At 61.3% G+C, this 24451-nt stretch carries 26 protein-coding genes; 5 read left to right on the top strand and 21 right to left on the bottom strand.

What is annotated here, in order from left to right:
• The first annotated feature begins 34 nt into the window (after positions 1-34).
• Positions 35-1669, top strand: coding sequence for a long-chain fatty acid--CoA ligase (locus AB4Z00_RS12945; RefSeq protein ID WP_442046260.1), 1635 nt, complete (start codon positions 35-37; stop codon positions 1667-1669).
• Between the two features lie 17 nt (positions 1670-1686).
• Here AB4Z00_RS12945 and AB4Z00_RS12940 read toward each other — a convergent pair whose 3' ends face one another.
• The 3 genes from AB4Z00_RS12940 to AB4Z00_RS12930 all read right to left on the bottom strand — a co-directional run bounded on the left by AB4Z00_RS12940 (position 1687) and on the right by AB4Z00_RS12930 (position 3697).
• Positions 1687-1977, bottom strand: coding sequence for a hypothetical protein (locus AB4Z00_RS12940; protein ID WP_132263733.1), 291 nt, complete (start codon positions 1975-1977; stop codon positions 1687-1689).
• Between the two features lie 69 nt (positions 1978-2046).
• Positions 2047-2580 carry a hypothetical protein gene (locus AB4Z00_RS12935; protein WP_442046259.1) on the bottom strand — a complete coding sequence of 178 codons (534 nt, stop codon included), beginning with the start codon at positions 2578-2580 and terminating at the stop codon, positions 2047-2049.
• Positions 2581-2614: 34 nt separating this feature from the next.
• A complete protein-coding gene (locus AB4Z00_RS12930) occupies positions 2615-3697 on the bottom strand; it encodes a PA0069 family radical SAM protein (protein WP_442046258.1) in 1083 nt (360 codons plus the stop codon).
• A gap of 104 nt (positions 3698-3801) precedes the next feature.
• On the opposite strand from AB4Z00_RS12930, the gene AB4Z00_RS12925 reads away from it, so the two are divergent.
• Positions 3802-4389 carry a TetR/AcrR family transcriptional regulator gene (locus tag AB4Z00_RS12925; RefSeq protein WP_442046257.1) on the top strand — a complete coding sequence of 196 codons (588 nt, stop codon included), beginning with the start codon at positions 3802-3804 and terminating at the stop codon, positions 4387-4389.
• Positions 4390-4514: 125 nt separating this feature from the next.
• Entirely contained in the window at positions 4515-5360 is an 846-nt protein-coding gene (locus AB4Z00_RS12920; RefSeq protein ID WP_442046256.1) for a TauD/TfdA dioxygenase family protein, read from the top strand.
• Between the two features lie 117 nt (positions 5361-5477).
• On the opposite strand, the gene AB4Z00_RS12915 is transcribed toward AB4Z00_RS12920, so the two are convergent.
• The 7 genes from AB4Z00_RS12915 to AB4Z00_RS12885 all read right to left on the bottom strand — a co-directional run bounded on the left by AB4Z00_RS12915 (position 5478) and on the right by AB4Z00_RS12885 (position 11557).
• On the bottom strand, positions 5478-6701 hold the full coding sequence (locus tag AB4Z00_RS12915; RefSeq protein ID WP_132263724.1) for an NADP-dependent isocitrate dehydrogenase: 1224 nt from the start codon (positions 6699-6701) through the stop codon (positions 5478-5480).
• 446 nt (positions 6702-7147) lie between these two features.
• Complete coding sequence (locus tag AB4Z00_RS12910) at positions 7148-8605, bottom strand: hypothetical protein (protein ID WP_442046255.1); 1458 nt, start codon at positions 8603-8605, stop codon at positions 7148-7150.
• The gene (locus tag AB4Z00_RS12905) at positions 8595-9947 is read right to left on the bottom strand and encodes a KGGVGR-motif variant AAA ATPase (protein WP_442046254.1); all 1353 of its coding nucleotides are present in this window, start codon (positions 9945-9947) and stop codon (positions 8595-8597) included. The genes AB4Z00_RS12910 and AB4Z00_RS12905 overlap by 11 nt, the downstream gene beginning before the upstream one ends.
• Positions 9948-9969: 22 nt before the next feature.
• Entirely contained in the window at positions 9970-10350 is a 381-nt protein-coding gene (locus tag AB4Z00_RS12900) for a hypothetical protein (RefSeq protein WP_442046253.1), read from the bottom strand.
• Between the two features lie 147 nt (positions 10351-10497).
• Positions 10498-11157, bottom strand: coding sequence for an SOS response-associated peptidase (locus tag AB4Z00_RS12895; protein ID WP_442046252.1), 660 nt, complete (start codon positions 11155-11157; stop codon positions 10498-10500).
• A gap of 35 nt (positions 11158-11192) precedes the next feature.
• Entirely contained in the window at positions 11193-11360 is a 168-nt protein-coding gene (locus tag AB4Z00_RS12890; protein WP_442046251.1) for a hypothetical protein, read from the bottom strand.
• 50 nt (positions 11361-11410) lie between these two features.
• Positions 11411-11557: a hypothetical protein gene (locus AB4Z00_RS12885; RefSeq protein WP_442046250.1), complete on the bottom strand. Its 147-nt coding sequence runs from the start codon at positions 11555-11557 to the stop codon at positions 11411-11413.
• A gap of 74 nt (positions 11558-11631) precedes the next feature.
• Here AB4Z00_RS12885 and AB4Z00_RS12880 point away from each other — a divergent pair, with 74 nt between their 5' ends.
• Both AB4Z00_RS12880 and AB4Z00_RS12875 read left to right on the top strand, forming a co-directional pair.
• Positions 11632-11850 (top strand): hypothetical protein, encoded by a 219-nt coding sequence (locus AB4Z00_RS12880; protein WP_442046249.1) that lies wholly within the window; start codon positions 11632-11634, stop codon positions 11848-11850.
• A 287-nt stretch (positions 11851-12137) separates the two neighbouring features.
• Entirely contained in the window at positions 12138-12632 is a 495-nt protein-coding gene (locus tag AB4Z00_RS12875) for a hypothetical protein (RefSeq protein ID WP_442046248.1), read from the top strand.
• Positions 12633-13425: 793 nt separating this feature from the next.
• Here the strand turns inward: AB4Z00_RS12875 and lysC are convergent.
• From lysC to AB4Z00_RS12820, 11 genes are all read right to left on the bottom strand, one after another.
• A complete protein-coding gene (gene lysC / locus AB4Z00_RS12870; RefSeq protein ID WP_442046247.1) occupies positions 13426-13707 on the bottom strand; it encodes an Rz1-like lysis system protein LysC in 282 nt (93 codons plus the stop codon).
• Complete coding sequence (locus AB4Z00_RS12865) at positions 13634-14026, bottom strand: hypothetical protein (protein ID WP_442046246.1); 393 nt, start codon at positions 14024-14026, stop codon at positions 13634-13636. The genes lysC and AB4Z00_RS12865 overlap by 74 nt, the downstream gene beginning before the upstream one ends.
• On the bottom strand, positions 14023-14388 hold the full coding sequence (locus AB4Z00_RS12860) for a phage holin family protein (protein ID WP_442046245.1): 366 nt from the start codon (positions 14386-14388) through the stop codon (positions 14023-14025). The genes AB4Z00_RS12865 and AB4Z00_RS12860 overlap by 4 nt, the downstream gene beginning before the upstream one ends.
• A gap of 18 nt (positions 14389-14406) precedes the next feature.
• Complete coding sequence (locus AB4Z00_RS12855; RefSeq protein ID WP_442046244.1) at positions 14407-14994, bottom strand: hypothetical protein; 588 nt, start codon at positions 14992-14994, stop codon at positions 14407-14409.
• Positions 14995-15108: 114 nt separating this feature from the next.
• Positions 15109-15789: a DUF4376 domain-containing protein gene (locus tag AB4Z00_RS12850; RefSeq protein WP_442046243.1), complete on the bottom strand. Its 681-nt coding sequence runs from the start codon at positions 15787-15789 to the stop codon at positions 15109-15111.
• Between the two features lie 39 nt (positions 15790-15828).
• The gene (locus AB4Z00_RS12845; protein ID WP_442046242.1) at positions 15829-16551 is read right to left on the bottom strand and encodes a hypothetical protein; all 723 of its coding nucleotides are present in this window, start codon (positions 16549-16551) and stop codon (positions 15829-15831) included.
• Entirely contained in the window at positions 16551-16838 is a 288-nt protein-coding gene (locus AB4Z00_RS12840) for a hypothetical protein (protein ID WP_442046241.1), read from the bottom strand. Before AB4Z00_RS12840 ends, AB4Z00_RS12845 begins: the two co-directional genes overlap by 1 nt.
• A 1-nt stretch (position 16839) precedes the next feature.
• Positions 16840-22788 (bottom strand): phage tail protein, encoded by a 5949-nt coding sequence (locus AB4Z00_RS12835; protein ID WP_442046240.1) that lies wholly within the window; start codon positions 22786-22788, stop codon positions 16840-16842.
• Positions 22788-23213 carry a DUF6950 family protein gene (locus AB4Z00_RS12830; RefSeq protein WP_442046239.1) on the bottom strand — a complete coding sequence of 142 codons (426 nt, stop codon included), beginning with the start codon at positions 23211-23213 and terminating at the stop codon, positions 22788-22790. Before AB4Z00_RS12830 ends, AB4Z00_RS12835 begins: the two co-directional genes overlap by 1 nt.
• Positions 23210-23848: a hypothetical protein gene (locus AB4Z00_RS12825; RefSeq protein ID WP_442046238.1), complete on the bottom strand. Its 639-nt coding sequence runs from the start codon at positions 23846-23848 to the stop codon at positions 23210-23212. The genes AB4Z00_RS12830 and AB4Z00_RS12825 overlap by 4 nt, the downstream gene beginning before the upstream one ends.
• 3 nt (positions 23849-23851) lie before the next feature.
• Positions 23852-24451 (bottom strand): hypothetical protein, encoded by a 600-nt coding sequence (locus tag AB4Z00_RS12820; protein WP_442046237.1) that lies wholly within the window; start codon positions 24449-24451, stop codon positions 23852-23854.

Below are 24451 nucleotides of genomic sequence, written 5' to 3'. Positions count from 1 at the left end.
ACGGGGGCAGCTGCAGGAAGAGGGGAGGCACCCGATGCTTGGGGCGATGCAGGAATGGGACCTTCGCGTGACGGGACTGCTCGATCACGCCGCGCGCGAGCACGGCACGCGCGAGATCGTCACGCACTGGGTCGACGGCAGCGAAACCCGAACGGACTGGGCCGGCATCAGGCACGATGCCCTGAAGATGGTGCAGGCGCTGCGGCGGCTGGACATCTATCCCGGAGACCGCGTGGCGACGCTGGCGATGAACCACGGGCGGCACCTTGCGGCCTGGTTCGGGGTGACCGGCGCGGGCTGTGTGCTCCACACCCTCAACCCTCGGCTTTTCGAGGAACAGCTCGCCTGGATCGTCAACGACGCATCCGACCGCGTCTTGATCTACGACGCGGCGTTCCAGTCCATCGTCGAACGCCTGCTGCCGCGCTGCCCCTCCATCGCCCATGCCATCTGCTTCGATTCGGCGGCATTCGGGCCCTGTTTCGATGACTGGATCGGGCTGGAGGACGGCCGGGCGCTCTGGACGCCGGGAGCCGAGCGCGACGCCTGCATGCTGTGCTATACCAGCGGCACGACCGGGCATCCCAAGGGAGTGCTCTATTCCCACCGCTCCAACGTGCTCCACACCCTGGCGATCATCGCGCCGTCCTGCCTGGCCCTGGAGCCGCGATCCTGCGTCCTGCCGGTGGTGCCGATGTTTCATGCGAACGATTGGGGGCTGCCCTGGGCCTGCGCCGCGGTCGGCGCGAAGATGGTCTGGTGCCAGACCAGCGAGGCTGAGACGCTCTGCGATCTCCTGCGAAACGAAGCGGTCACCCATGTGGCCGGGGTACCGACCGTCTGGTTCTCGATGTTCGCGCACCTCGACAGCACGGGCAGGGACATGCCGCCCATCCGCCAGGCCCTGTCGGGCGGCGCCGCCGTACCGCCGAGCGTGGTCGAGCGGCTGATGCGTGCCGGCGTGCGCGTGGTCCAGGCTTGGGGCATGACGGAAACCTCGCCGATCGCAACGGTCACTTACGAACCGGCCGGATGGGATGAGATGACCTTCGAGGAGCAGGTCCTGGTCAAGAGCTTTCAGGGCCGCCCGCTCTACGGCAGCGAAGTCCGCATCGTCCCTCTCGCCGGAGAGGAGAAGGCAGGCGGCGAGGCAGACGGCATCGAGGTAGGGGGCATCGGAGCGGAGGGCAGGGCATCGTCCGGCGCCCTGCAAGTGCGCGGTGCCTGGACCGTACGCCGCTATTTCGGTGCCGAGGAGGACTGCGTAGACAGCGATCAGTGGTTCGATACCGGCGACGTGGCCGCAATCCAGCCCGACGGCGCCTTGCGGATTACGGATCGCACCAAAGATCTCATAAAATCCGGCGGCGAGTGGATCAGTTCGGTCGAACTGGAAAATGCCGCCGTGGCGCATCCCGATGTGATGGAAGCGGCGGCCATCGGCATTTCGCATCCGAAATGGGACGAGCGGCCGCTGCTGGTCGTCATCCGCAGACCGGAAAGCGCGATCGACGAGCGTCAGCTATTGGCATTCCTGGCAGGCCGAGTGGCCAGGTGGTGGTTGCCGGACGCGATCGAATTCGTGACCGACATACCCCACACCGGCAGCGGGAAGATCAGCAAGAAAGACCTGCGCGAACGTTTCCGGGGTTATCGCCTGCCGGATTGACCGTTCAGCAGGCCCGCTCAGTTACCGTCGTTCTTCTGGACGTTGTCGGCAGCGTTCTCTGCCGCGTTGCCGACCTTGTTCGCGGCCGAGCCGACATTGTTGGCCGCTTCGGTGATGGCATCGTCCTTGGCGGTTTCGCTCTGCGTACCCTTGCTGAAGAGGTAGATGCCGCCGACAACCGCGATCAGCAGGATCAGCGCCATCACGATGCCCGTCGCTCCTCCCGATGATCCGCGTTCGCGGATGATCGTCGTGGTGGTGGTCGGAGCTTCGGGCGCGCGTTCGGTCGTTACGGTTTCATCGGCCATGACAGCCTCCTGTCCATTTTTATCGTTGGGCAGGGAACGCGCGAGGATGGTTTTCGGTTGCGGAGTGCCTCAGACGGTCACGCGCACCTGGCTCGCTTCACCGACGCGGACATGGACCTGGTAATAGTACTTGCCGGAGGGCCTGCCGTCGGAGGAAAAATTGATCCGCACCTGCTGGGCAATCCCACGCACCACGATCCGGCGCTTCTGAAGCCGCTTGCGGACCTGATCGAGATCGACCGTGCCGATGAAGGCCTGCATAGCCGCAGGCGTCATGGCCACGGTCAGGCAATTGCGGTCGCGGTAGTCGTCTTCGGAGTTGAGGTAGAACAGTCCGTTCTGCTGCCCGACTTCGACGACGGGCATTTCGAACATGCCGGCCACCCCGGCTTTTTCGCCGAGATAGGAGGCATACGTTACCGCCTCGATGGCGGAAAGGCATCCCCGGGCGCAGGAAAGCGCGCGGAAGGCCGGCGGTGCGGCTGCGGTGCGAGTTGTCTCGACAGGGTTGGCGGCGGCGGGGGCAGAGGCAGGCGGGGCGGCTGGGGTGGAAGCCGCCGGCGCGACGGTGGCGGCCAAAAGAGCGAGAGTTGCCAGCAACATGGAATCAGCCTCCACCTGTATTTCGAAACGAAGGCTATAGCAGCGAAAGTTGACCGTCCAGCGACGGCCGGCGGAAGGCCGTGCTGTCCAGCAGGATCGCCGGTTTCGAGAATCCCATGCGGGTCATCGCCACCTTGAATCGCCTGCGGAACAGATCGGCCCAGACGCCGGTGGGGCGCATGCGGGTGAAGAAGTCGGGATCGTTGTCGCGGCCGCCGCGCAGAGATTGGATCGTGGCCATGACTTTGCCCGCCCGATCCGGAAAATGCACATCCAGCCATTCGCGGAACAGGGGCGCCACTTCATGGGGCAGGCGGACCATGATCCATGTCGCGCGGTCGATACCTTTATCCTTCGCGGCATGAAGGATGTCTTCGAGAAACTGATCGGTAATCGAGGGAATGACCGGCGCAATCGAAACGTGGGCGGGCACGCCCGCATCCGCCAGACGCCCCAGCGCGGCGATGCGCTTGGCAGGCGCAGCCGCTCGCGGTTCCAGCAGACGCGAAAGCTTCGGATCCATGCTCGTCACCGATATGCCCACTTCCACTAGCTTCAGCCTGGCCAGTTCCGCGATCAGGTCGAGATCCTGCAGAACCCGGTCCGATTTGGTGGTGATCGTTACCGGATGCCGCGTTTCCAGGCAGACTTCGAGCACACTGCGGGTGATCCGATAGCGGCTTTCGATCGGCTGGTAGGGGTCGGTATTGGTGCCCATGGCGATGGGAGCGGGGCGATAGCCAGGCTTCGCCAGGGTCTGGCGCAGCAACCGTGCCGCATCCGGCTTGGCGAAGAGCTTCGTTTCGAAATCGAGGCCCGGGGAAAGGTCGTGATAAGCGTGGGTCGGCCGCGCGAAGCAGTAGATGCAGCCATGCTCGCATCCCCGGTAAGCGTTGATCGAGCGGTCGAAAGGGATGTCCGGAGACTTGTTGAACGACAGGATCGAGCGAGGATGCTCCTCGGTAACCGTCGTGGCCGGGTGCCGCGCCGGACCGTCGATCTCTTCAGCGGCATCCATCCAGTCTCCGTCGCTCTCACGTTGCGGCAGGTTGAAACGCCGGCTGGCCTGGCCGCTGACGGCACCTCTTCCCTTTTGGATTGGCCCAGGAACTCGCATGTGATTCGTATGAACAAAAAGAGAACAAAATGCAACCCGAAGCCGTTCGGTTGATATTGCTCCGGCCAGCCCCTAGGCAGGCCCGACAAGCGAAGGGAAATCCGATGGCAGGCGCAGCGCGCAGGATAGGGGCCGAGACATCCGCGACGCGAGCGCGCATCGTCACGGCGACCGTGGAATTGATCCGGGACGAAGGCTATGCCGCCGCCAGCACGCGCCGCGTGGCCGCGCGCGCAGGGCTCAAGCCGTCGCTGGTGCACTATTATTTCCCCACCACGGACGATCTGCTTCTGGAAGTGTGCCGCCAGGGCGCGGCGGACAGCGACCAGATGATCGAGGAAGCCCTGGCCTCCGTTGATCCCGTTCGGGCGCTCTGGGGGTTCTTCGTGGATACCAGCCGCACGGCCATGTCCGTCGAATTCATGGCCCTGGCCAACCATCGCCCGGCCGTGCGCGAAAAGATGGCCGAGCACAGCATCGCCATGCGCCGCCGCCAGGTCGAGATCCTGGAGCGCCTGCTGGGCGATCGGCTGAAGGCCGTGGAGGGCTTCGACCCGGCCGGGCTCACCGTGATCCTTGCCGGTATCGGCCGTTGCATCGTGATGGAGGAAGGGCTGGGCGCCGAGATGGGCCACGAACAGGCGCGCCGCATCGTCGAATCCTGGCTCGATCGCCTGCAGGGCGCCGGCTGACTTTCGCAAGGGCGATCCATCGCCGCGACGCGCTCGCGCCGATTTGAACAGGCGTTCAGGCCGTGATATTGGAACTCTCGTGAGCCGCTGATTCAGCGGGCCCAATATGACGGGAGAATTCCAGGATGTCGGTCGAGACCCAGACCAGGCTGAAGGCCGAAGAGATCAAGCCGAAGATCGGCAGCCGCGTGCTCAACAGCAGGGAAGACCTGCTCGCCGGAACGGTCGCCACTGAAATCCGCGAGCTGCTGGAAGCGCGCGGCGTGCTCGTGTTCCCGCAAGTGAATTTCACGGACGAGGAACAGGTCGCCTTCACCAAGACGCTCGGCACGTTCGCGCCTGAGCGGAAGGGCGGCGAGGAGGTGATTTCCAAGATCACGCTTGACGCCAAGGAAAACCCGATGAGCGCCGAGTACCTCAAGGGCTCGCTCTATTGGCACATCGACGGCACCCGCAACGATGTGCCCATCCTGGCCTCGCTGCTGTCCTGCCGCGTGCCCAGCCCCCGCGGCACGGGCAACACCGGCTTCGCAAACACTTACGCCGCTTTCGAGGAGCTGCCGGCGGACAAGCAGACCGAATACGAGCAGTACCGTATGATCCACGGCCCCTGGGCCAGCCTCTTCTATTACGAGCCCGAGCCCAGCCTCGCCAAGTTGCAGGGCTATGCGCAGATCGGTGAGCAGGAACTGCCGCTCGTCTGGAAGCACAAGTCCGGCCGCAAGAGCCTGGTGATCGGCTGCACTTCGGCGCAAGTGGTGGGCAAGTCCGCGCTGGAGAGCGCGATGATCATCCATGGCCTGCGCGAATGGGCGACGGGGCCGGAGTTCACTTATAGCCACGAGTGGGAAGTGGGCGATCTCGTCATGTGGGACAACACCGGCACCATGCACCGGGCCGAGGCCTATGACCCCACTTGCGGCCGCATGATGCATCGCACCAAGCTCGAAGGCGAAGAACCCTTCGAATAAGGCGCGCTCCATTAGGCAGGGTGCCGCCTGCCCGGGACAGAAAAAACCCTCCACCTGCGAAGGCGGAGGGTTTTTTGTACCCCAGGTCCGAAGACCTGGGGCTTGGATGCGAAAGGCTCAGGCCCAGGCAGCCATCTTGGTTTCGAGGTTCTGCACGATGGCCTCGAAGAACTGCTCGGTGGTCATCCAGTTCTGGTCCGGACCGATCAGCAGCGCGAGGTCCTTGGTCATCTTGCCGCTTTCGACGGTTTCGATGCAGACCTGTTCCAGCGTCTCGGCGAACTTCACGACTTCCGGGGTCTCGTCGAACTTGCCGCGATAGGCGATGCCGCGCGTCCAGGCGAAGATCGAAGCGATCGGGTTGGTCGAGGTGGCCTTGCCCTGCTGGTGCTGGCGGTAGTGACGGGTCACGGTGCCGTGGGCGGCTTCCGCTTCCACGGTCTTGCCGTCGGGCGAGAGGAGGACCGAGGTCATCAGGCCGAGCGAGCCGAAGCCCTGTGCAACGGTGTCCGACTGGACGTCCCCGTCGTAGTTCTTGCAGGCCCAGACGAACTTGCCCGACCACTTGAGCGCCGAGGCGACCATGTCGTCGATCAGGCGGTGCTCGTAGGTGATGCCGGCGTCCTTGAACTTGGCGGCAAAGCCTTCGTTGTCGAAGACTTCCTGGAACAGGTCCTTGAAGCGGCCGTCATAGGCCTTGAGGATCGTGTTCTTGGTCGAGAGGTAGACCGGCCAGCCCAGATTGAGGCCGTAGTTGAACGAGGCGCGTGCGAAGTCGCGGATCGATTCGTCGAGGTTGTACATCGCCATGGCGACACCCGGAGCCGGGAAATCGAACACGTCGAGGTCGATCTTCTCGCCGTTTTCGCCGTCCCACACGAGGCGCAGCTTGCCGGCGCCCGGGATCAGGGTGTCGGTGGCCTTGTACTGGTCGCCGAAAGCGTGACGGCCGACGACGATCGGGTCGGTCCAGCCCGGAACCAGGCGGGGCACGTTCGAGATCACGATCGGTTCGCGGAAGACGACGCCGCCCAGGATGTTGCGGATCGTGCCGTTGGGCGACTTCCACATCTTCTTGAGGCTGAATTCGGTGACGCGGGCTTCATCGGGGGTGATGGTCGCGCACTTCACGGCAACGCCATGTTCCTTGGTGGCGTTCGCGGCGTCGACGGTGATCTGGTCGTCGGTCTCGTCGCGCTTTTCGACCGAGAGGTCGTAGTACTTGAGGTCGACGTCGAGGTAGGGGAGGATCAGTCGTTCACGGATCCATTCCCAAATGATCCGCGTCATTTCATCGCCGTCCATCTCGACGATGGGATTCTTGACCTTGATTTTTGCCATTCCGGAAAACTCCCCTGGAGGTGAGAAATTGGGGGTCTCTTAGGCAGGCGGGGCACGGCTGGCAAGGCGCTGTCGGGCAGGGCACCCGCTTTGCGCGGGGGCGGAGTTGCGCGCCGCGCATTACGCGCTGGCGATCGTCCGGGGCGAACCGGACTGGCCGCTGCCGCGGCAATCCGCGTTCCGTCAAATTGTAGAGATTTGGGGAAGGTCGGCCCTAGTTCTGGCCGACTGTCCGAATGGTGGGCGTAGCAAGGATTGAACTTGCGACCCCTACGATGTCAACGCAGTGCATCGTAGGGGAAATGGCGGAAAACCGTAGGTTTGCTGCTGAGGGCAATGAGAACGGAACTTGAACAAACCGGGTTTTTGCGCCTAGTTCACGCAAGTTTCACGCAAAACAACACGCTAGGGCTAGGCAATTTCTGATAACGAATCGACAGCCGTCCTCAATTTGGCGGCAGTGGACGTAGCCCCCCTCGGCGCAGCATTAGAGCAGCAATACGGAACAGATCGGGAATATTTACTCGATTATCGGATCTTATTTCCAAGACGCCGATGTCCATAAGAGAAACCAACAAATCTCGCATGCCGTTTTCCCGGAAGTCTCCCGTAAAAGGCGGTAGGTATCCGATGGAAGCTGCTTGGCTGGAAATCAGTGCAAGCGTGTCTGCATCCGACCAGCGATCGAACAGGGCACTAAATTCGCACGGCACTTCCTGCCCAGCCAGTGGTTGAAGTGCCAAGTCAATCCAGCCGTATTCGTCCTTCAGTTGGTCGACACGCAGCACAGAAGCCTCGCTGACGCCATGCTTGATGCCATCTATCGTCAGTGCGTGTTCCGCGGTAGGCATGCGTTCATGTCTAGCTGCCGCTCCAAGCGCTGTTAAAAAGCTACGTGGGGTCAACCTTCCTTTGGTGTCCGAAAGATGCTTTGGTAGCCAACTATACGTTTTCCCGCGACGAGCGTCTGCGCCCATGTAAGCACCAGCTATTCGATTAAAGACCCGTTCTTGAACATCTGAGCTCCGCATCAAATAATAGGGAAGATCAGAAGAAAAGTTAGTTTGCGGCTCTCTGAATATATTCATTGAGATAAGGAGTTCGTTGAATGCTGGTGATGCGCTCGGGTTTCGGATGAGGTTGCTGAATGCAAGTGCGTAAAGATCCGTGGCATGCCATCTAAGATCGTACGACCCCGCTTTTAGCTTTGACAAGTCAGTGAATGCCGATGGAACGCTGCTGAGCTGCTCTGGGCGCATAAAAAGCTTAAACTTTATAGACCTATACGCTCTTATTGCGAGTAAGGTCTCCAGCAGAGTTGTTGTTCTAACTCGAATCCTATCCCAATTATTGGAAAGCCGATCGAGGGCATCAAAGACGACAACCAGCCTCTTGTTTGAGTTCGCAAGTATCGTATCAAGCTCGTGAAGCCGTAATTCAGTCGTTTCAGAACGTTTGTAAAGGGATAGGCCCTCTTCAAGGGTGGTGAAGGTCTTGGCGGCCAAAACATCTTCCGCTGCTCTAATGGCAAGAATCAGCCAGAGGCGGCGTGTGATTTCCTCATCATCGCGAGCCAAGTCATCAAGCGTCGCCTTAGAAACGGCGGTTGATATTGCCTGATCAACGAAGCCAGGTCGCGCCTCGACATTTGCTAAGTGCAAGCGAGGGTATGCTGGGGCGACAGCATTGCGAGTTGCCTGATCGGTAAAAACCGAGGCCCAAAAACTTTTGCCAGTGCCCCTTGCGCCCACAACGATGGGGAGGTCGGGGTCGAGCGCTAAGGAGTGACGGACAGGTGTGAATATCTCTTCAATTGCCGGGGGGCGCCCGACGACATGTGAGACGTCCGTTGGGATGCTTGCGAAACCCTCGCGGATTGCCTGCATTATCTGCTCAATTTGCATCGATGGCCTCTATGCGCGCTTCATATGCATCTAATAGATTGGCAAGAAGTTCGCCGAATGCCTCATTATAGACGGCCGGCTCCACCTGAGCAGGACGAATAATCGGATCAAATAGCCGATGCTGCGCGCTATTTGCAATAATCCATGGATAATGAGGTCCGTCTGGATCGTCAGCGTTATACCAATTAGGATTCGCTTCCTCAAAATCTTCAAGTGTTTGCGCAGGCTGGTCATAGATAGTTGCCCGGAATAACGAGTGAGCCGAGTCCCGGAATCCTTGAATTTCTTTGCCGTCGGTCACATCCGCCTTGCTATGAATCATTCGGAGGCGTTTAGACCACGTTGATCGATCTGCGGAATTAGAGCTCAGCTGGCTCAACAACGGCAAATATCCTTCAAATGTTTGGCTTTGAAACGTTCCAAACATAAGAATTTCTGCGCCAAGGCCGATGAGGGATGCGGCCAATGTCTCGTGCAAGCCAGCTCTAGCGTCCACAAGTACTATATCGAAGTCTCTTGCTTCGCAAAGGCCGCGAATAAGCTTTTTGGTGCGATCTAGAAACGTCCAAGCGGTGCCATTGGCATCAATTTCTTCCGTATAGGCTAGTGAGAGCTTCGCCATTACGTTTTGAGGGTGGCTGTTAGAACGGAGGCCGAACGCGGGGACTACGAAGACGGGGGCTCCTGCCGTGAGGACAGGAGACGGTTCCATCAGTTCGTGAAATTCGAGACCGTCAAAACTGGAAGCCCCTCGCTCGACGTAAAAATCTAGAGCGCCGTACAGCGGTCTATTTTCTGCTGGGAGCAAAAATGAGCCAAGACCGGGGGCCTCCAAGTCGAGATCGATGGCTAAGACCCGGAGACCCTTCGCAGCAAACTCCTGTGCTGCCACTGCAAGGGCCGTCGTTCGGCCAACCCCGCCCTTTATGCTCACGAAGGAGAAAATTGGAGGGATAACAACTGATTTTTCTAGCGCGGGTCGCAACCAGTCGGCGCCAACGTAACGCCGGTCGAGAAACAACACGCGCACGGAGTCATCGTCCCCCAGAGCTATGGGCGTTGCTATATAACTATTTTCGTCGCCAAGCGCGTCGTCGAAGGCTGCTGCTGGCGTAAGTACGGGAAAATCAGCATCAACATAAGGGGTTAGCCCTTGTAGTTCTGAAGCCAACTTTTCCTTCATTTCGGGTTTGAGTGCTTCTCGCTCGATGGCGGTGATTACGCCGGTCGCATCGCGTAAAAATGCAATAGCCCCTCGTTCAAGCGCTTCTCGCCCGACGATCTCAAGGGTTCGCCCCACGAAAGAGGGAAAAGAATCATCGAACCTTAGTTTCGGCTGCATGGTTGACTTTCCAAGCATTGACTTATTTAATACCTGCTAAGCTCATCAATCGGTTGGCAAATTTTTGCCAATCCTCAAATTTTTCTTTTGTTACGTGACCGTTGCTGGCGTACCGCTGATCAACCTCCCAATCCGAGAGCGGATTAGGGCCTCTTACAACTTGCAGCCATTGGCCGGTAAGACCTCGATGCTGGATACGCAGGCGCAGTGCGTTCATAATATTAGGACAATGGCCTTCTATACGTTCGGTGGCCTGACCGCTTACTTGGCGCATCTTATGTTTAATCGCACATTCAGCGGTATACCCTATCAGATATCCTGCATTATCGTATTTGGCGTTGGCAGCGAGATCCGACGCTGCCTCGCTGTGCCTCTTAGCCGAAGCTGCATAGTCGTCTGCCAAACGGAGCCCCCTCACGTAACTTTGGCGCATCAGTCTGGCCGGAATATCGGTTAATCGGCCTCAGTCAATCCGTAAGCACCGAAAAGCCTCTTATCGGAATTGTCTCATAGGGGGCGTTTGGTAGCGAAACTCGCTCTCGCGCTGACGCTAAAAAAGCTCAGGATTGTCAGGAAGTCTGCGTTGGAGTGTCGTTGAAGGCATGGGATGCGTGGACCAAAGCTCTTCCGTCCTGTCCACTACGAGCGGGCGGTTCCAGGTCCGGCACAGCGCAAAAGCCTCGTCCGGCGTCCCATCCGTCCATACCGCCCAAGTCTCCGGCCTCAGAATGGTCGGCATGCGGTCGTGGACGTCGGCCATTTGCTCGCAGCCATTGACCATGACCATGGAGTAGGCGGCGCCCCACTCGTCGGTTGGCCGCCATATTCCGGCGACGGCGAACAGCTCGTGGTCGGGCAGGGAGTACCAAGTTCGCGTCATGCTCCCAGCCGCACCCTCGGCCTCCGCCCAAGCGGTGACGGGGATAAGGCAGCGCCGATCGCGAAAGCTGTCCCGCCACATCGGATTGCCGCGGAGCTTGTCGTCACGGGCGTTGTTCGTCGCGGTGGGCTTCAGGGGCTTTCCGGTCTTCTTACTCACCGCATGACGAGGGAACCCCCACGTCATGGTGCGCACCTTGCCTTCAGCGACAACGAGTCCTGTGTATTTTGGATAGACCTCGGCGGCGAAGTTCGGTGCCCCGGCGCTCTTAGCGCGGAACAGGGCTGCCACAGCATCGGCGGGCTTGGTCATTCGGTACAAGTTGCACATCAGCCGAGGCTGCGCTGGGTCGCGAGAAAGGTCAACTAAGCCTCGATCTGCGGTGAATTGGCAAAGTTACCCCGGAGAACGTTGAGGGACGCGGCTGCAAATTCGCGCATTACCCGTTGCCAGTACGGCCCGGCCTGATCCCACGGCTGCCATTCGTTGTCAGGATCGCGCGTCTCCTGCGTCAGCCACATCGCCTCTGCCATCTGCTCTACCAGCGCCGTCTCGTCATTGGCGCTACAGATCCGGCACCGGCTCACAGCTTCCTCCTCGCATCTTCGATCCGTTTCCGTACCTCGGCGAACATCATCAGCGTCGGTGTGTCATTCACACCGCTCGCGCGGGCAGCCGTCTCGATTAGCCGTTCTGCCATTTCGATAGGCAAGGTGATGGTGCGCTCCACTACAAACTCCTTGTGAGAACGAATAGGGAACATGCTATAGCGCCGTTCCGCTGATTCGAAAAAGGAGCATTGTGATGGACATCGATACGCGCCCTTGCTTCGGCGCCTGGCTCATCCAACAGACGGGGCAGGGAGGCTTCATCGGGCAACTCGCAACCATCGCCAAGTCAGATCGAGGTTTCCCGAAGAATGGCGCCCCGGATGCGGTGCGCAAGCGCTTGGGCGAAACCGGGGCTGACCCGGAAATGTTCGACGCCGTGGACGATGCGGAACTCGATTRGTCGAGCTATTGAAGGCGGGCGATCGGTTTCGGATTACTACCTTTGGCCGCCCGCGCGGCCCTTGGCGAGACAGCATCACGGACGCGATGGATGATGCCATTGAGCTTGGCCTCGCTTCCTGGGACGCCAGCCGACGGGAGTGGTTCATCGCGGTTCCCGTGGGAATGGACCGCCAAGGGTGTGAGGCGGAAGCTGCCGGCACTGCATAGAAGGGCACATGGTGGGTTAGATAGTCGCGAGCGTTGACGAACCCCACAACCCCGCGGAAGGTAGCGCGGCATTTTAATTTGGGGCCAACAATGATTGATTCTAAGCTACTTACGACCGGCTATATCGGCGAAGCGCCCGCCGGTTCGATTTTCGTTACGCGCAAGCATGAGATCGCATTTGTCCTAGGACCCTCTAGGATTGCGACGTTCGCGAATAACATGCGGCGCCCTTGGCAAGGGTTTGAGGTCGAGAATAACGAGCATTGGGAAGGTGTGATTATCCCGAACATCGGGGTTTCGGTAGATATCAACCTCATGGTCCATGCACATGCCGCTGACATCAACCCTGGGGACGTGTCCTATCGAGCTGGTGTGTTGAGCTTGCTGACCGCGGGCGCTGTGAACACTTATGGCGAAACGCTCTGGCTACCCTTAAGCGCCGACGCCCCCGATCCTGCGAAGCGCAATTTCAACTTCGGCTTCAAAGCGTGGTCGGTGATCGTCGGCGAAGGCAGGGACAAGGAAACGCTGCTGACTGTGCAGAACGGTAAGGCCGTCGGAGGTTTGCTGCACATCCCGAGCTAGCGGCTCACGCGCGGGCCGCTGAAACGAAAGAGGCCGCCCCTCGCATGATAGGGCGGCCTCTAAACGGTGTGGCCGGGGGAGGGTCCGCCACCGTGGCGCCATCGCGAGATGGCACCGGGATAATAGCCCCAATGGGGTAGTTGTTCCAAGCCGTTGGAATGGTACCTTTCCTGAGCCGCGGCAGCACGGAAGGTCGTGCCCGTCTTGAGAACCGCTTAGGCGGTCGGGTCAGGTGGTGAAGAGCCCTATCTGATAGCCGGTATCAAGCCCGGCCCGCGGCTAACTAGCGTTTCGATATGATGGGCCGCTCCCAATAGGAAGCGGCCCTTTCGCCTTGGCGCATCGGACTGCACTGGTGGAGACTACCAACGACGCGCGCTAACGAAGGCGTCTCCTGGATCTTCGGACTTAAGATGTAGTGAAGATTACGACGCATTCGACAGGCTTGGGTCCCAAAAAATTGGAGGGACCGCCCTGGATTGCCGTCACGACGGTCCCTCCGCATTGCACCAGAGATTACGGCCCTGGGAAATGCTCGCCGCTCTCGCTTGTTTAGAGGCCGGAGCTGCAAACCGGCTTATACGGCGTCACAGCGTCCACGCAACGGCGCTTCCCTACGCTCTCTGTTCGGAAGAGGCCCCGGGGCGCACTCGAGGTCGCGCTCCGGGGCCAGGTTGCGTTCCAAGCGCAATAGCGCGCAAGGGGAGGTCAGCGGCACGGCAGGAAGCGCGCAGCCAGCCTATCGTCCGAGGGATAGCGAATACAGGTGAAGGGTTTCTTGAAGCTGGGCGCACTAGTTTGTGACGGGTCGAGCCCTCGCTTTAGCGTCGTGCTCCCGGATTGCATCGACTTTCGCCGCGCACTTGTTGAACGCCTTGATGTAGATTCCTCGGCTCTCGATGATCGATGCGACTGTCTCCTGCTGCACGTCCTGAACGGTGCAGCGTTCCATCAGCCCGGCCGGTATGCCCTGATAGGCGGGCGGTGGTGCCGAGGCGATATCACTTTTGCTGTTCGAGCAGGCGGCGCAGCTCAGGAGGCAGGCGCCGAGCCATGAGTTCGCGAACTTCCGCATTGGTCTTCTCCAGTTGCTTCAGCTGGGCGGCCGAAGCCACGCCCTGCTGTTCGATGAGGTCGAGCTTGTCTTGGAGCAGCAGGACGTTCTCTTGCTCTAGGACGCGGAGACGGTCTTGCTCCGCGTATCGCGCGGCCCAGCCTTTATTGGCGATCACGAGATCCCCGACCCGTCCGTCCAAGGTCTCTATCTGGTCGTTCTGCCGCTGGATGTGCAGGTAGGCCGCGATCGTGGCACCAATGCCGCAGACGGCCAGCACCCCCACCATGGCGAAGAGCTCGGATTTGAACGGGGTCAGCAGGTTGATGAGCCATTTCATGGCCGTTCCTCCTCTTGGGCCTTGGCGGCTTCGATACGCTTGTCTGTGTTCGCGCGAAGCTTGATCCCAAGGCGTTCGTAGACGATGCGCTCCAACAGGCGGATCGAGACGTTCGCCCCGAGCCAGCCGAAAATGCCGACGATGAAACCGGTCCACAGCGGGTCGACCTTCATCGCCTGGCACAGGAGCATGACCAGGAAGCCCACCAGACCTGACGAAGCGATCTCGGTGAGCGCCCGCCATCCGTTCAGCTTGTTGCCCTTGTCGTTCTCACGCATGACGTAGCCGAGGCCGCCCGCGAAGGCGGACAGCAGGGCATAGCCAAGCGACGTGAGCCAGTCGGATAGCGAGAAGTGTTCCATTGTGCCCCCTATCTCCTCTTACCGGGCCCATGCGCCGGTTTTGCCGTGTAGCCAGGTGAGGAACTCGCCCACGGTCTTGCCCTTCAGGATCGAAGGATTGGCTTTGGTGGCGGCCTCGCCAGCGATCAGGTCGGCGCGGGCATCGACGTCCGCCGAGATGACTTCGGCCGCAGTGCCGGCGCCGAAGAAGTGGGCGGCGTAGAGCGAGGCCTTGTTGATCGGGATGTTCTTGCGGCGCAGGGATGCGGCGTTCTTCTCGGTGAAGGTCTTTGCCCTGGTGAGCTGTTCCTCGGCGGACGGCTTCAGACCGCCGAATGCCAGCCGCATGTCCGAGCCCCACTTGCCGCCTTCGCCGATCCAGGTCGCTTTCAGGAACTGGTAAAGGCCGGAGCCGCTGGAGCTGGCCGCCTTCACGTATGGCCGGTCATTGCTCTCGATCTTGGAAAGCATGGGCCAGTAGTCGTCGGGGATGTCCGTCAACTTCGTCTCCCTTGGCACTCCGGCCCGGTCGAGGGCGCCGTGGAGGTCATCCACCTGTGCCTGAGTGAAGCCGCTGCCCTTGGCGGCGCGGGCGGCATTGAAGATCGTATCGCGGGGGTCGGTCATGCTGGCCTCGCTGGTTACGGTGAGATCTGCATCAGGCAGCAGCCTTCGTCCGCGACGGCAGCAGCCGCGCGGCATCGGATCGCTGATCTGGGATGAAGGTGAGCTGGGCGGCCGTTATTCTGGCCAGCCGGTGAGGAGCTGGGCCTCGATTTCAGCCAGCTCCTCGTCCGTAGTCGCTTCGGAAATGGTGGCGATCAGGGCATCGAGCTCGTTCTTGCGACGCTGACCAGCCTCGACGAAGTTCGCGACGGTCTTGCCCAGCTGGATCATTTCGGCAGCATCGAGCGAGACAATCGAGTTATCGGCCATCCGCCAGTCCGTGAGGAATGCCTCGCTGGCCTGCATCGAGAGCATGGCCATCACGACAGACCCGGAAATATTCACGCGGCTCGTGGCATCCGTTTCGACGCGGTAGCTCTCGCTTTGGACCTCAACGACACAGCCTCCGTCGCGGACTTGGTCCCGCTCGTTGCGGACCTTGGCGCCGAAAGTCGCCCGCTTCGAGATGTGTGCGAACGCAGCATCGGTGGAGAGCTCGCAGCGCGGGAAGAACCCGGTAGCAGAGACCATCCACTGGCTCACGGCGAGCTGCGACACCGTCTCTGCGGGGATCGCGCCTTCCGGAAGCGTGTAGACCCGGCCGCCATAGAAAGTGGTGGGCGCGCCGCCGGGGACTGCCTGCGGCTCCGCGGACGTGGTTTCCACGGCCACGGTGATCGAGGGGCCGTCGATCGTCACCGCGCCGACCTTATGGAACATGGGCGTAGCCCCAGGGATGTCCTGGATGATGTACATTTTCAGTCTCCTGGTGAAGTAGGTAGGGCAGCCCGCGGGCTACAGGTTCGTCATGTCGCAGGTCAGGATGCCGCCGGCCGCCACATTGATCGGGCTCCCGTCGCGCCAGGTCGCTTGGCCCTCCTGGAAGTTGAAGCCGTTGGAGCGCGCGGCGACCACGGGCACTCCGCGGAAGTTGCGCTGGGCGGTTGCCGGATCGTTGGGCCCGGGTGACACCAGCACCTCGCTCGTCCGGTTCTCGACGGTCCCGTAGCGCAGATAACCAAGGGTCTTTCCGGCCGTGTCTGGCACGGCATAGTCCTGGTTCGTGTTGTGGCCGTTGTTGATGGAAACCGGCGTGTTCGCGATTATCCGAAGCGGGGAATAAGCGAGATCGAGGCACTTCTGGCTGTTGGCGTTGAAGGCCTGGAACCCGTAGCCGAGATCCGGAAGCAGAGCGTAGGCGCTGAAGAGCCAATAGCTGAGCGTGAACGAGACCCCGCTCAGCGCCTTCACATTGGCGGTGAAGCCGTTGACCGGCGTGTTGGCGGCGCTGGCGATCTGGAGCGAGCAAGGCGCAGTACAGGCCAGCACAGCGAATTGATGGTATGGCAGACTGCCAACGAACGCCGAGTAGATCGGGTGCTTGTTCGGATTCACGACGGCCGCGTTGGAGGTGAAGCCGACCTGCCCCTTGCCGACCAGGCCGAACATCATCGTTTCGCTGTCGAACTGAATCCGGCCGTCGGCCGCAAACGTCTGAGCTCCTGCAAAATCGACCATTAGAAAAGCTGGACCCTAACGGTGGCGTTGACAGGCCGGCTTGTGTCAGCCCGCGCCGCATTGACCTGGATGTTGCCGGTATAAGTGAAGGTCAGCGGGCTCTCGGTCGGGCCCGCGTCCGTCACAGCTGCGATGATGTTATTCGTGGGCGCCTGCCAGGCGGAGGCGTTGAACGACCCGCTGTCGGTCACAACAAACGATCCTGCCTCCCGAAGGATCTTGTCGTTGCTGTTGAAGACGATCTGCCCGAGCTCGTTCTGGACGAGAAACCCTGCATCTTCGGCCACGTCAGACCGCCCAGACCCCGGCGCGAACCCGTAGGGTCCCATTGGCATCGTAAGCGCGCATGCCATTGCTATCGATCTCGGTCCGCCTACCGGTGGTCGCGGTGCGCATCAGACCGAGGTTAGCGGTGATAGCCGACAGCTCAGTCACAGCGATTTTCGCCGCCGTCACCGCGCCGGCGCTGATCTTGTCCGTGGTAACCGCGCTGGAGGCGATCTTGGTGGCCGTGATGTTGCCGTCAACGATCAGCTCGGCCGCGTTGCGGCGGCGCATCTTGCTGTTCCAGAAATAGCAGTGCGCATTGGGCGTGGATGCCAGCGGACCAATGAATCGGACGTTTGCCCGGCCCTGCCTACCGCTGACATTTCTAAACGTGCCCTTGAGAACGACGTATCCCTCTCCCGGCGTGGCACCGAGGTTGGTGGTGCTGTTTAGGTACGTATTCTGGACCGACTCGCACGCCATCCATTGAAGCTGGCCGCTGGTATCCAGCATGATCATGTCAAATTGAACGGTGGCCCCATTCGCGCACCAGCATGTGGTTTCGAAGGCGAACTCATCTCCCGGATTTACGGGGATGCCGTAACGCTTGTCGTTGTTGTCCCAGTTGCCCACGCCATTCGTGATGCTGAGCTCGCTCACGCTCGTGTTGCCGTTCCGCAGGATATGGACCGCGTAGCGGCTCGGCCAGCCAGTACCGACCCCGCCATCCTCGCATTGAACAATCATTCCCCCGACGCCGTTGTAGCTGCGAGACCAACCGTCGAGGTTGCCGGAAGCGAGGTCGCCGTTGAGAAGCAAGTTCTCGAATTCCGCGACCGTCATCTTGGCGGCAGTGACAGCGCCGGTAGCGATCTCCGAGGCCGAGATAGCCCCGGCGGCGATCTGTCCGGCGGTGATGGTGTCGGCGGCGATCTTGCTTGCGGTGATCGACCCATCAACCAGCAGGTCAGCAGATGCGGCGATGTCGAGCTTCGGCGCTCCGATCCACATGTACCCGTTTGATACGGTGTTGCCTTCGTTGAAGACGATCACCTGATAGTGCGTCGTTCCGGTGGGCACCGCCATCTGCGCCGAGCGCAGTATATTGTTCCCTGCGAGCGGCTCCCAATTGACGCCCAGATCGCCCAGGTCTCCTGCCGCGCCGCGGAAACGCACGGTAAGGTACATGCGGTCGTTCGAGCCGTTAGTGCCCATCGCTCGCAAGCGGAGCACCTGGCCCTGACCGGAGAACGGGACGCTGGCCGACCAGCAGTGCTTGCGCAAGTTGGCCTGCGGCCCGAGCACAACGCACTTTGGCACACCCATCTCGAAGGCGCCGCCGGAAGACCCATTGTTGCCCTCGAAATACCAGCCGCCTGCGTCCAGCCGCGTCGCCGACCACCATGCGGTATCGGCGAAGTAGGGATCCGGTATGAGGTTGTTTGGAACTACGGCCAGCTTTGCCGTGGTGACCGAGCCCGCTGCGAGTTCAGCCGCGTTGATGGCACCCGCCGCAATCTGGGCGGCCGTGATCGTGTCCGTGGCAATCTGTGCGGCTGTGATGGTCTGCGAGGCTATGTGCCCGGCGGTGATCGTCCCATCAACGATCATCGTACCCGACGCCGCCTCGCGCAGGGTGATGTTGCCGACGTTGCAGACGCCGCTGAAGGCGACCCCAGCCTGACTATCCCAGTAGATACGGACGGTCACACAATTCGCAGGCGTCGTGAACTTCGCCCTTTTGATCTTGCTGGAGACATCCCCAGGCGCAAATACGATCAGCTGCGTACCGCCGATATAGGCGCCCGAGGTATCAAAATACTGGACCTGCACGGTAAGGCTTCGGTTGGATTGGTTGTAGCAGCCAATCCCCAGCTCATATGTCGTATTGGATTTCGCCCACAAGGACGGCGGGACCACCTGAGCAATCGCCGTGCTCGTAAATTGGTCGTTGTTGTTACCCGACCAGAGCTGCCACATGCCCTTGGAGCCGCCGACGCGATCAGCGAATACGGCTAGCCCCGAGTCTACGAGTTGCCAACCAGCAGACTGTCCATTGGAGTTGTTGGCCGGGTTGACGTACCCGCTGTCGACTGGCGACCCTTGGGAAGGGCCTTTCCACCAGCTAAGGTCCTGCACGAAGGGGTCGGGCCACAGGTTCTCACCCTGGATCGCCATCTTGGATGCGGTAACCGAGCCAGCAGCTAGCTCAGAAGCGGCGATAGCGCCGGCCGCAATCTGGGCGGCCGTGATCGTGTCCGTGGCAATCTGCGCAGCCGTGATCGTCTGTCCGGCGATCTGGTTCGCTGTGATCGCCCCATCGACGATCAGCTTGCCCGCATTACGGCGGGTCGCTTTGGCGCTCCACACGTAGACGTTCGTATTTTGCGCGCCGGCCGCTACCCCCGAAAATCCGGTGTGCACGAAGCGGAGGTAGGCCTTACCCGCCACGCCGGTGTTGTTGGTGAAATAGCCCGAGATCTTGATCACGTTCTGACCAGGCTTGGCCACCAGGTAGAAGCCCCCCGTGCAATTGGAGAGGGCGGCGGCGGGTTGGCTACCGTAAGTGGTCGCGTTGCCGGGCAGGCGCATCAGCATTTCGACGAGGAGGCCCGCCGTGGTGTTGGTGCCCCACGTATAGCATTCGAAGTAGATCTGCTCTCCGGCCGCGAGGTCCACGCCGCCGTTCATATAATTGGCATTGTCGAACGACACGTTGCCGTTGACGATCGATATCTCGCCTGTGGCGCCGGAGGCGCGGTACATGTTGATGCCGTAGGTGGTAGGCCATCCGTTAGCTGGACCGTCACAGATAATGGACGATCCGGCCGCTCCCACTGCGGACGCGGTGACACGCGACCAACCATCGAGGGCGCCGGACACAAGGTCGCCGTTGAGGATCAGGTTGCTGAAGTCCCCGACAGCGATCTTAGACGCGGTGACGGCGCCAGCGGCGATCTCAGCCGCAGTCACTGCCCCGGCCGCGATCTTGGGGGTGGTCACCGCATCGTCGGTGATCTGCGTAGACGTGATCTGCCCGGCGAGCTTTGCAGCGCTCATGGCCGCAATCTGAGCGTCGGTTATGGTCCCCGTGAGGTCGGTCGTCGGGACACTCGCCACGTAGGCGGCGCCGTTCCAGCGGTAGAGCTTGCCGCCGTAGGTGATGACGTTGGTGACCCGCGACGTCGGCAGAGCGCCGGACACCAGCGTGACGGGCTCGATCCCGGAGGCAAACTGCGCCGCGACGATGCTGCCCGAAAGGTCCGTGGTCGCGACGGAGGCGGTGTAGCTGGACCCGTTCCAACGATAGAGCTTGCCGTTGTAGGCGACGACCGTCGTCACCTTGGTCGACGGCAGCGAGGTGACGTTGGTAATCGGCTCGATGCCCGAGGCGAACTGCGATGCGGTGATGCCACCGGCGATGTCGCTGGCCTCGACCGTCGCAACATAGACCTGTCCGTTCCAGCGGTAGGTCTTGCCGTTGGCCGTGTTGAAGACGACGTTCGTGCTCTTCTCGGTCGGGACCGAGGTCACCAGCGTGACCGGCTCGATGGTGGGGGCGAATTGATCCGCCACGATGTCGCCGGCGATGTCCGCCGCATTCACGCCCGTCTTCCAGGCGCCGCTGGTGTAGGTGTAGAGCTTGCCGTCCGCGCTATTGTAGACGATCCGGCCTTCGAACAAGTTCGCCGTCGGTAGGGCGGAAACGATCTCGTAGCCACCCATGATGCGCGAGACGGTGAACACCAGATCGAAACTGGTCCCGGCATACGCACCCGTTCCCGAGGCGCGCATAGTGAGGGAGGCGCTGTCCGCATCGAGACCGCCCGTCACCGCATAGGCGTTACCATCTAACGCGACGTCGAGATTCGCCGGGTTAGAAAGGATCTCGAAAGAGAAGCTCGCACTGATGTCTTGGGTACCGCGGAGCACCAAGAATTTKCCGGAGGCGGCCGAGTAATCGAGGATGCCGCCGTTGGCATAGGCATAGAGGCTGACGGCGGGCACGCTGAGGTGAGCGGTGACCTTACCGGCCTGAGCGATATCATCGATCTGGTTCTCGATCGTCGTGATCTTGCCGACGCCCGTGAGCACCTGTTCAAAAATTGTAGCGGCGCCATCTATGGCCTCGACGCGGTAGCTGATGCGGACATCGTATCGCGTCTCGCTTTGAAGCGGCGATATGACGTGGCGCACTGTGTCGACAGCCGAGAGAATGGCCGAGTTCGTCCAGCCGTCCGTCGCCGTTTCGTTTCCTTGATGGAGGCGGTAATCGATGACGACCGCGTCGGCGGAGGGCATCTCGCTCTCACCGGCAATGAGCAGGGCCGGGAAACCCTCGCCTGATGTGGTGCCGGCGACCGTCCAGCCCGAGGCAACGGGCGCAGGCGGCTTCAGGTCTGGGGCAGATAGGGTGAAAGGCGCGGGTGGGGTGGTCGACTGTCCTAACGCATAAGCGTGCTTCGAATAGGTCTCGGTCTCGACCGCGAAGGAAACCTTGCCGGTGGAAGGATCGATCGCCCGGCGCGTAATCATCACCGGCTGGTTGACCAATCCCTCTTCAGGGACGTTCAGGTAAACGACGTCGCCCGTCTTCAGGCCGATCCACTCGGGTCCGGTCGTGAAGGTCCAAGGTCCGGCTTCGCGGCTGTTGACGATCTCGTAGGCGGCTAGCTGGCCCGGCTGCTTGGCTTCCTGGCCGGAGAACACCTGCACGAGCGGGAAGTCGATTTCCTTGGTGCGCTTGCCTTTATCCGCCGTGGCGTATTCGGCCACCGTGATCGCGGTACCGCTGATCAGCTCCCAGTCGCTGTCCTCATCCACGTAACGCGGAATGACCGAACTGATACGCTCGCGGCGGCTTTTCGTCGCAGCGAGAGACAGGCCGTCATGGAGGTGCCAGCTCTCGATCGTCGCAATCGCAGTGCGCGGCATGTTGACCAGGCACCCGATCATCGCGGCGGTCTGGGTCGGCCGGGCACCGCCCGCCTGAAGGATGCGCTTCAGCGAGTCCCACTTGCTGTCCGTGGTCCACTCGACACCGCCGACCGTCCACCCATTTGCCTCGCAGACGTTGGCGCACTCGACGAACTCCGCCATCCGGATCGTCTCGACCGGCGCGCCGATGCCGCAGGTGCGTTCGCCGTTTTGCCAGCGGCCCAGCGCCCAGGTGAGCGCGTGGAGGCCTGGGTTATCCGACCAGACGTAAGTCGATTCGTCGAGAGCACGACAGGGCCCGGAGCCGCCGGGATATGTGCTGTCGAGGCGCGGGTCGTAGACCTTGACCCATTTACCGATCCAGGCGGGTTCCGGCGCGCCCGCACCGTACATCTCGCCCTGCTTGTTGTAGCGCAGGCACCACATCGCATGTGTGATGCCGGACAGCTTATGCTGCGCGGTCCAGCCGGGTGCCGTGCCCCCGCCCAGTGAAAGGTTGAGCGCAGTCGACATAGGCCCGCCGAGGTGGACCTTCTGCGCCATGTAGTCTCGGAAGTTGCCGACAGCGTTGCCGCTAGCGTCGAACGTCACGACCTCCCCGTCGGCCTTGAACTCCTCGATGCCCCCGATCGGGCCGCCGATGCTCAGCAGGGCGCCAAACCAGAGCAGGTCGTTGAACTTGGTGTAGCCCGGCCGGGTGTTGGTCGCGGCGAAGAACCGCAGGCCCGACATGCGGGTGCGGCCCATTGCGTAAGGCAAACCGCTCTGCGGGTTCGTCTGGAACTTAGTCGCGGTGCCTTGGGAAGTGACTCCCGGTGCGGTCGCAGATGCGGCGGCCGTGAGCACCGACGCAGCCAAGCCTCCGTAGGCACCGATCGCGGTAAGGGTCGCGGCAGAGACACCGGCGACACCGCCAGCGCTAGCCGCCGCTGTGGCGCTTCCAACAACAGCAGGAGCAGCGGCACCAGCTGTCATTGCCACGAGCGCGACGGCCGCCACGACTATGCCAGCGGTCTTGAGCATCTTGGCCATTACAGGACACTCCAGGCGCGCAGGATGGAAGCCGCGTGCGGCGCGGCGGTTACCAATCCGGGATAATCTTCATGGAAGGCGAAGACGTTGCCGGAGCCAGCATACAGGGCGATCGTGCCGACCGGGCTGTCACCTTCGAGCTCAGCGATGTCGCCGATCAGCATGCGCGCCGGCGCGATCGGCATGAGGCCAAGCCCGTCAGCCATTTCAGCGAGACTTGCATATCCCAGCCGGTTCAACGCCTTTGCGGCGCCGAGCGCAGTGCGGTACCGGCCTGCCTTGCTGATCGCGATTTTGTGCCCGAGCTGCTTCAAGTGGAAAGCCGCGACGCGTGCGCAATCGACTTGGCCCCATTGAAAGGGCTCGGCACGGAACTTGGCCATGGTCGCCTCAATGGCGGCGTGCCGGCGCTCGAGCGGCGTCATGCGACTGACACGTTTGCGCTGTTGGGCGACCATAGCGAACCACCTTTCGAGAGGTCGCTGCTTTTGGGAGGCTTCACGCCCCAGTACAGGTTAACGTTGGTACCAGTCATGAACTCCAAGCCCTTTTCGCCGGGCCATATGGACTGGTGCCAGCCGTTCGAGGCGCGTTGGCCTTCCTCGACCTCAAACAGGCGCTCGAAGACGCTCACCGCCGTAATTTCGACCGTGCGCGCGCCGCTTTGGTCGACATTGATGGTCGGAACGTCGATTTCACCCAGGAAGAGGGTCTCGGGTTGACCGATCGTCAGGCCCGTGACCGGGTCTACTGCTCCGGCAAGCACCCGGATGGTGCTGCCCTGATTCAGCGGATTGGCCAGTGCTGCGGAGGCGGCGAGGTCGGGCGGGTTAAGGGTGACCGTGATTTCCGGCGCGGCGTCACCAGTTTCTTCGCTCAACTCCGACAGGTCAGCGATAGAGCCGAAAGCAGGATCGAGGCCCGCATAGGTCAGGCCTTCGGCAACAACGACTGCCGCGCCGTCCAGCAGTCGTAGATCATAGCTTGGGAGCTGGATGTTGACAGCGCCGAACAGCACGACGGCCGATTGCGCCAAGGCATTCTTGAGGGTCGGATCCATGGATCAGGCTGCCTCTGCTATGGTGAAGTTGAAGGCCGACAGGTGATCGACTGCGGTTTGCCAGCTGAGCTCCTCGCCCGGGTTCACGAAGCCCTCAATCATGGGCTTGGCGATTTCGACGACGTCACCGGCGGAAAGGGAGACGCGGAGCATCGGCCACACGGATATGGTCGCCGAACCGCTCGAAGGAATCACGACATCAGCGGCGAACATGTGGAGATACCGCCGCCCAGCGTGGATGATGGAGGCAAACTGACCTTCTTTTATGCGGTATCCCGCCGCGACGCCGGATAGAGGGATAGTGGTCCCGCTGGCGACGGTGGCGGACACCACCGGGGCTCCCGGTGCGCCGGTGTCCAACCCGGGCTGGTACCACGGCATCAAAAGGCGGTCGTACCGAGCGCGGAGCAAGCGGGACTGGATCGTAAGCGCGTCATCCGCGTCTTTGGGGGGCAAAGCGACCCGCGAGCCGAACCTTGTGCCAAGGCGGATGATGCGCTGTTCCGGGCCTCCCATGAACGGCGTCAGGATGGTACTGAAGTCGCGGAGATACGGTGTTACCGAGTTCGGAACGGCCGAATCCGGCATGGTGATTACGGCCAA

Origin of the sequence: Novosphingobium sp. YAF33 (assembly GCF_052113265.1) — a bacterium.
In the GTDB taxonomy this organism is placed as follows: Bacteria; Pseudomonadota; Alphaproteobacteria; order Sphingomonadales; family Sphingomonadaceae; genus Novosphingobium.
This window is presented reverse-complemented; position numbering and strand designations above follow the sequence as displayed.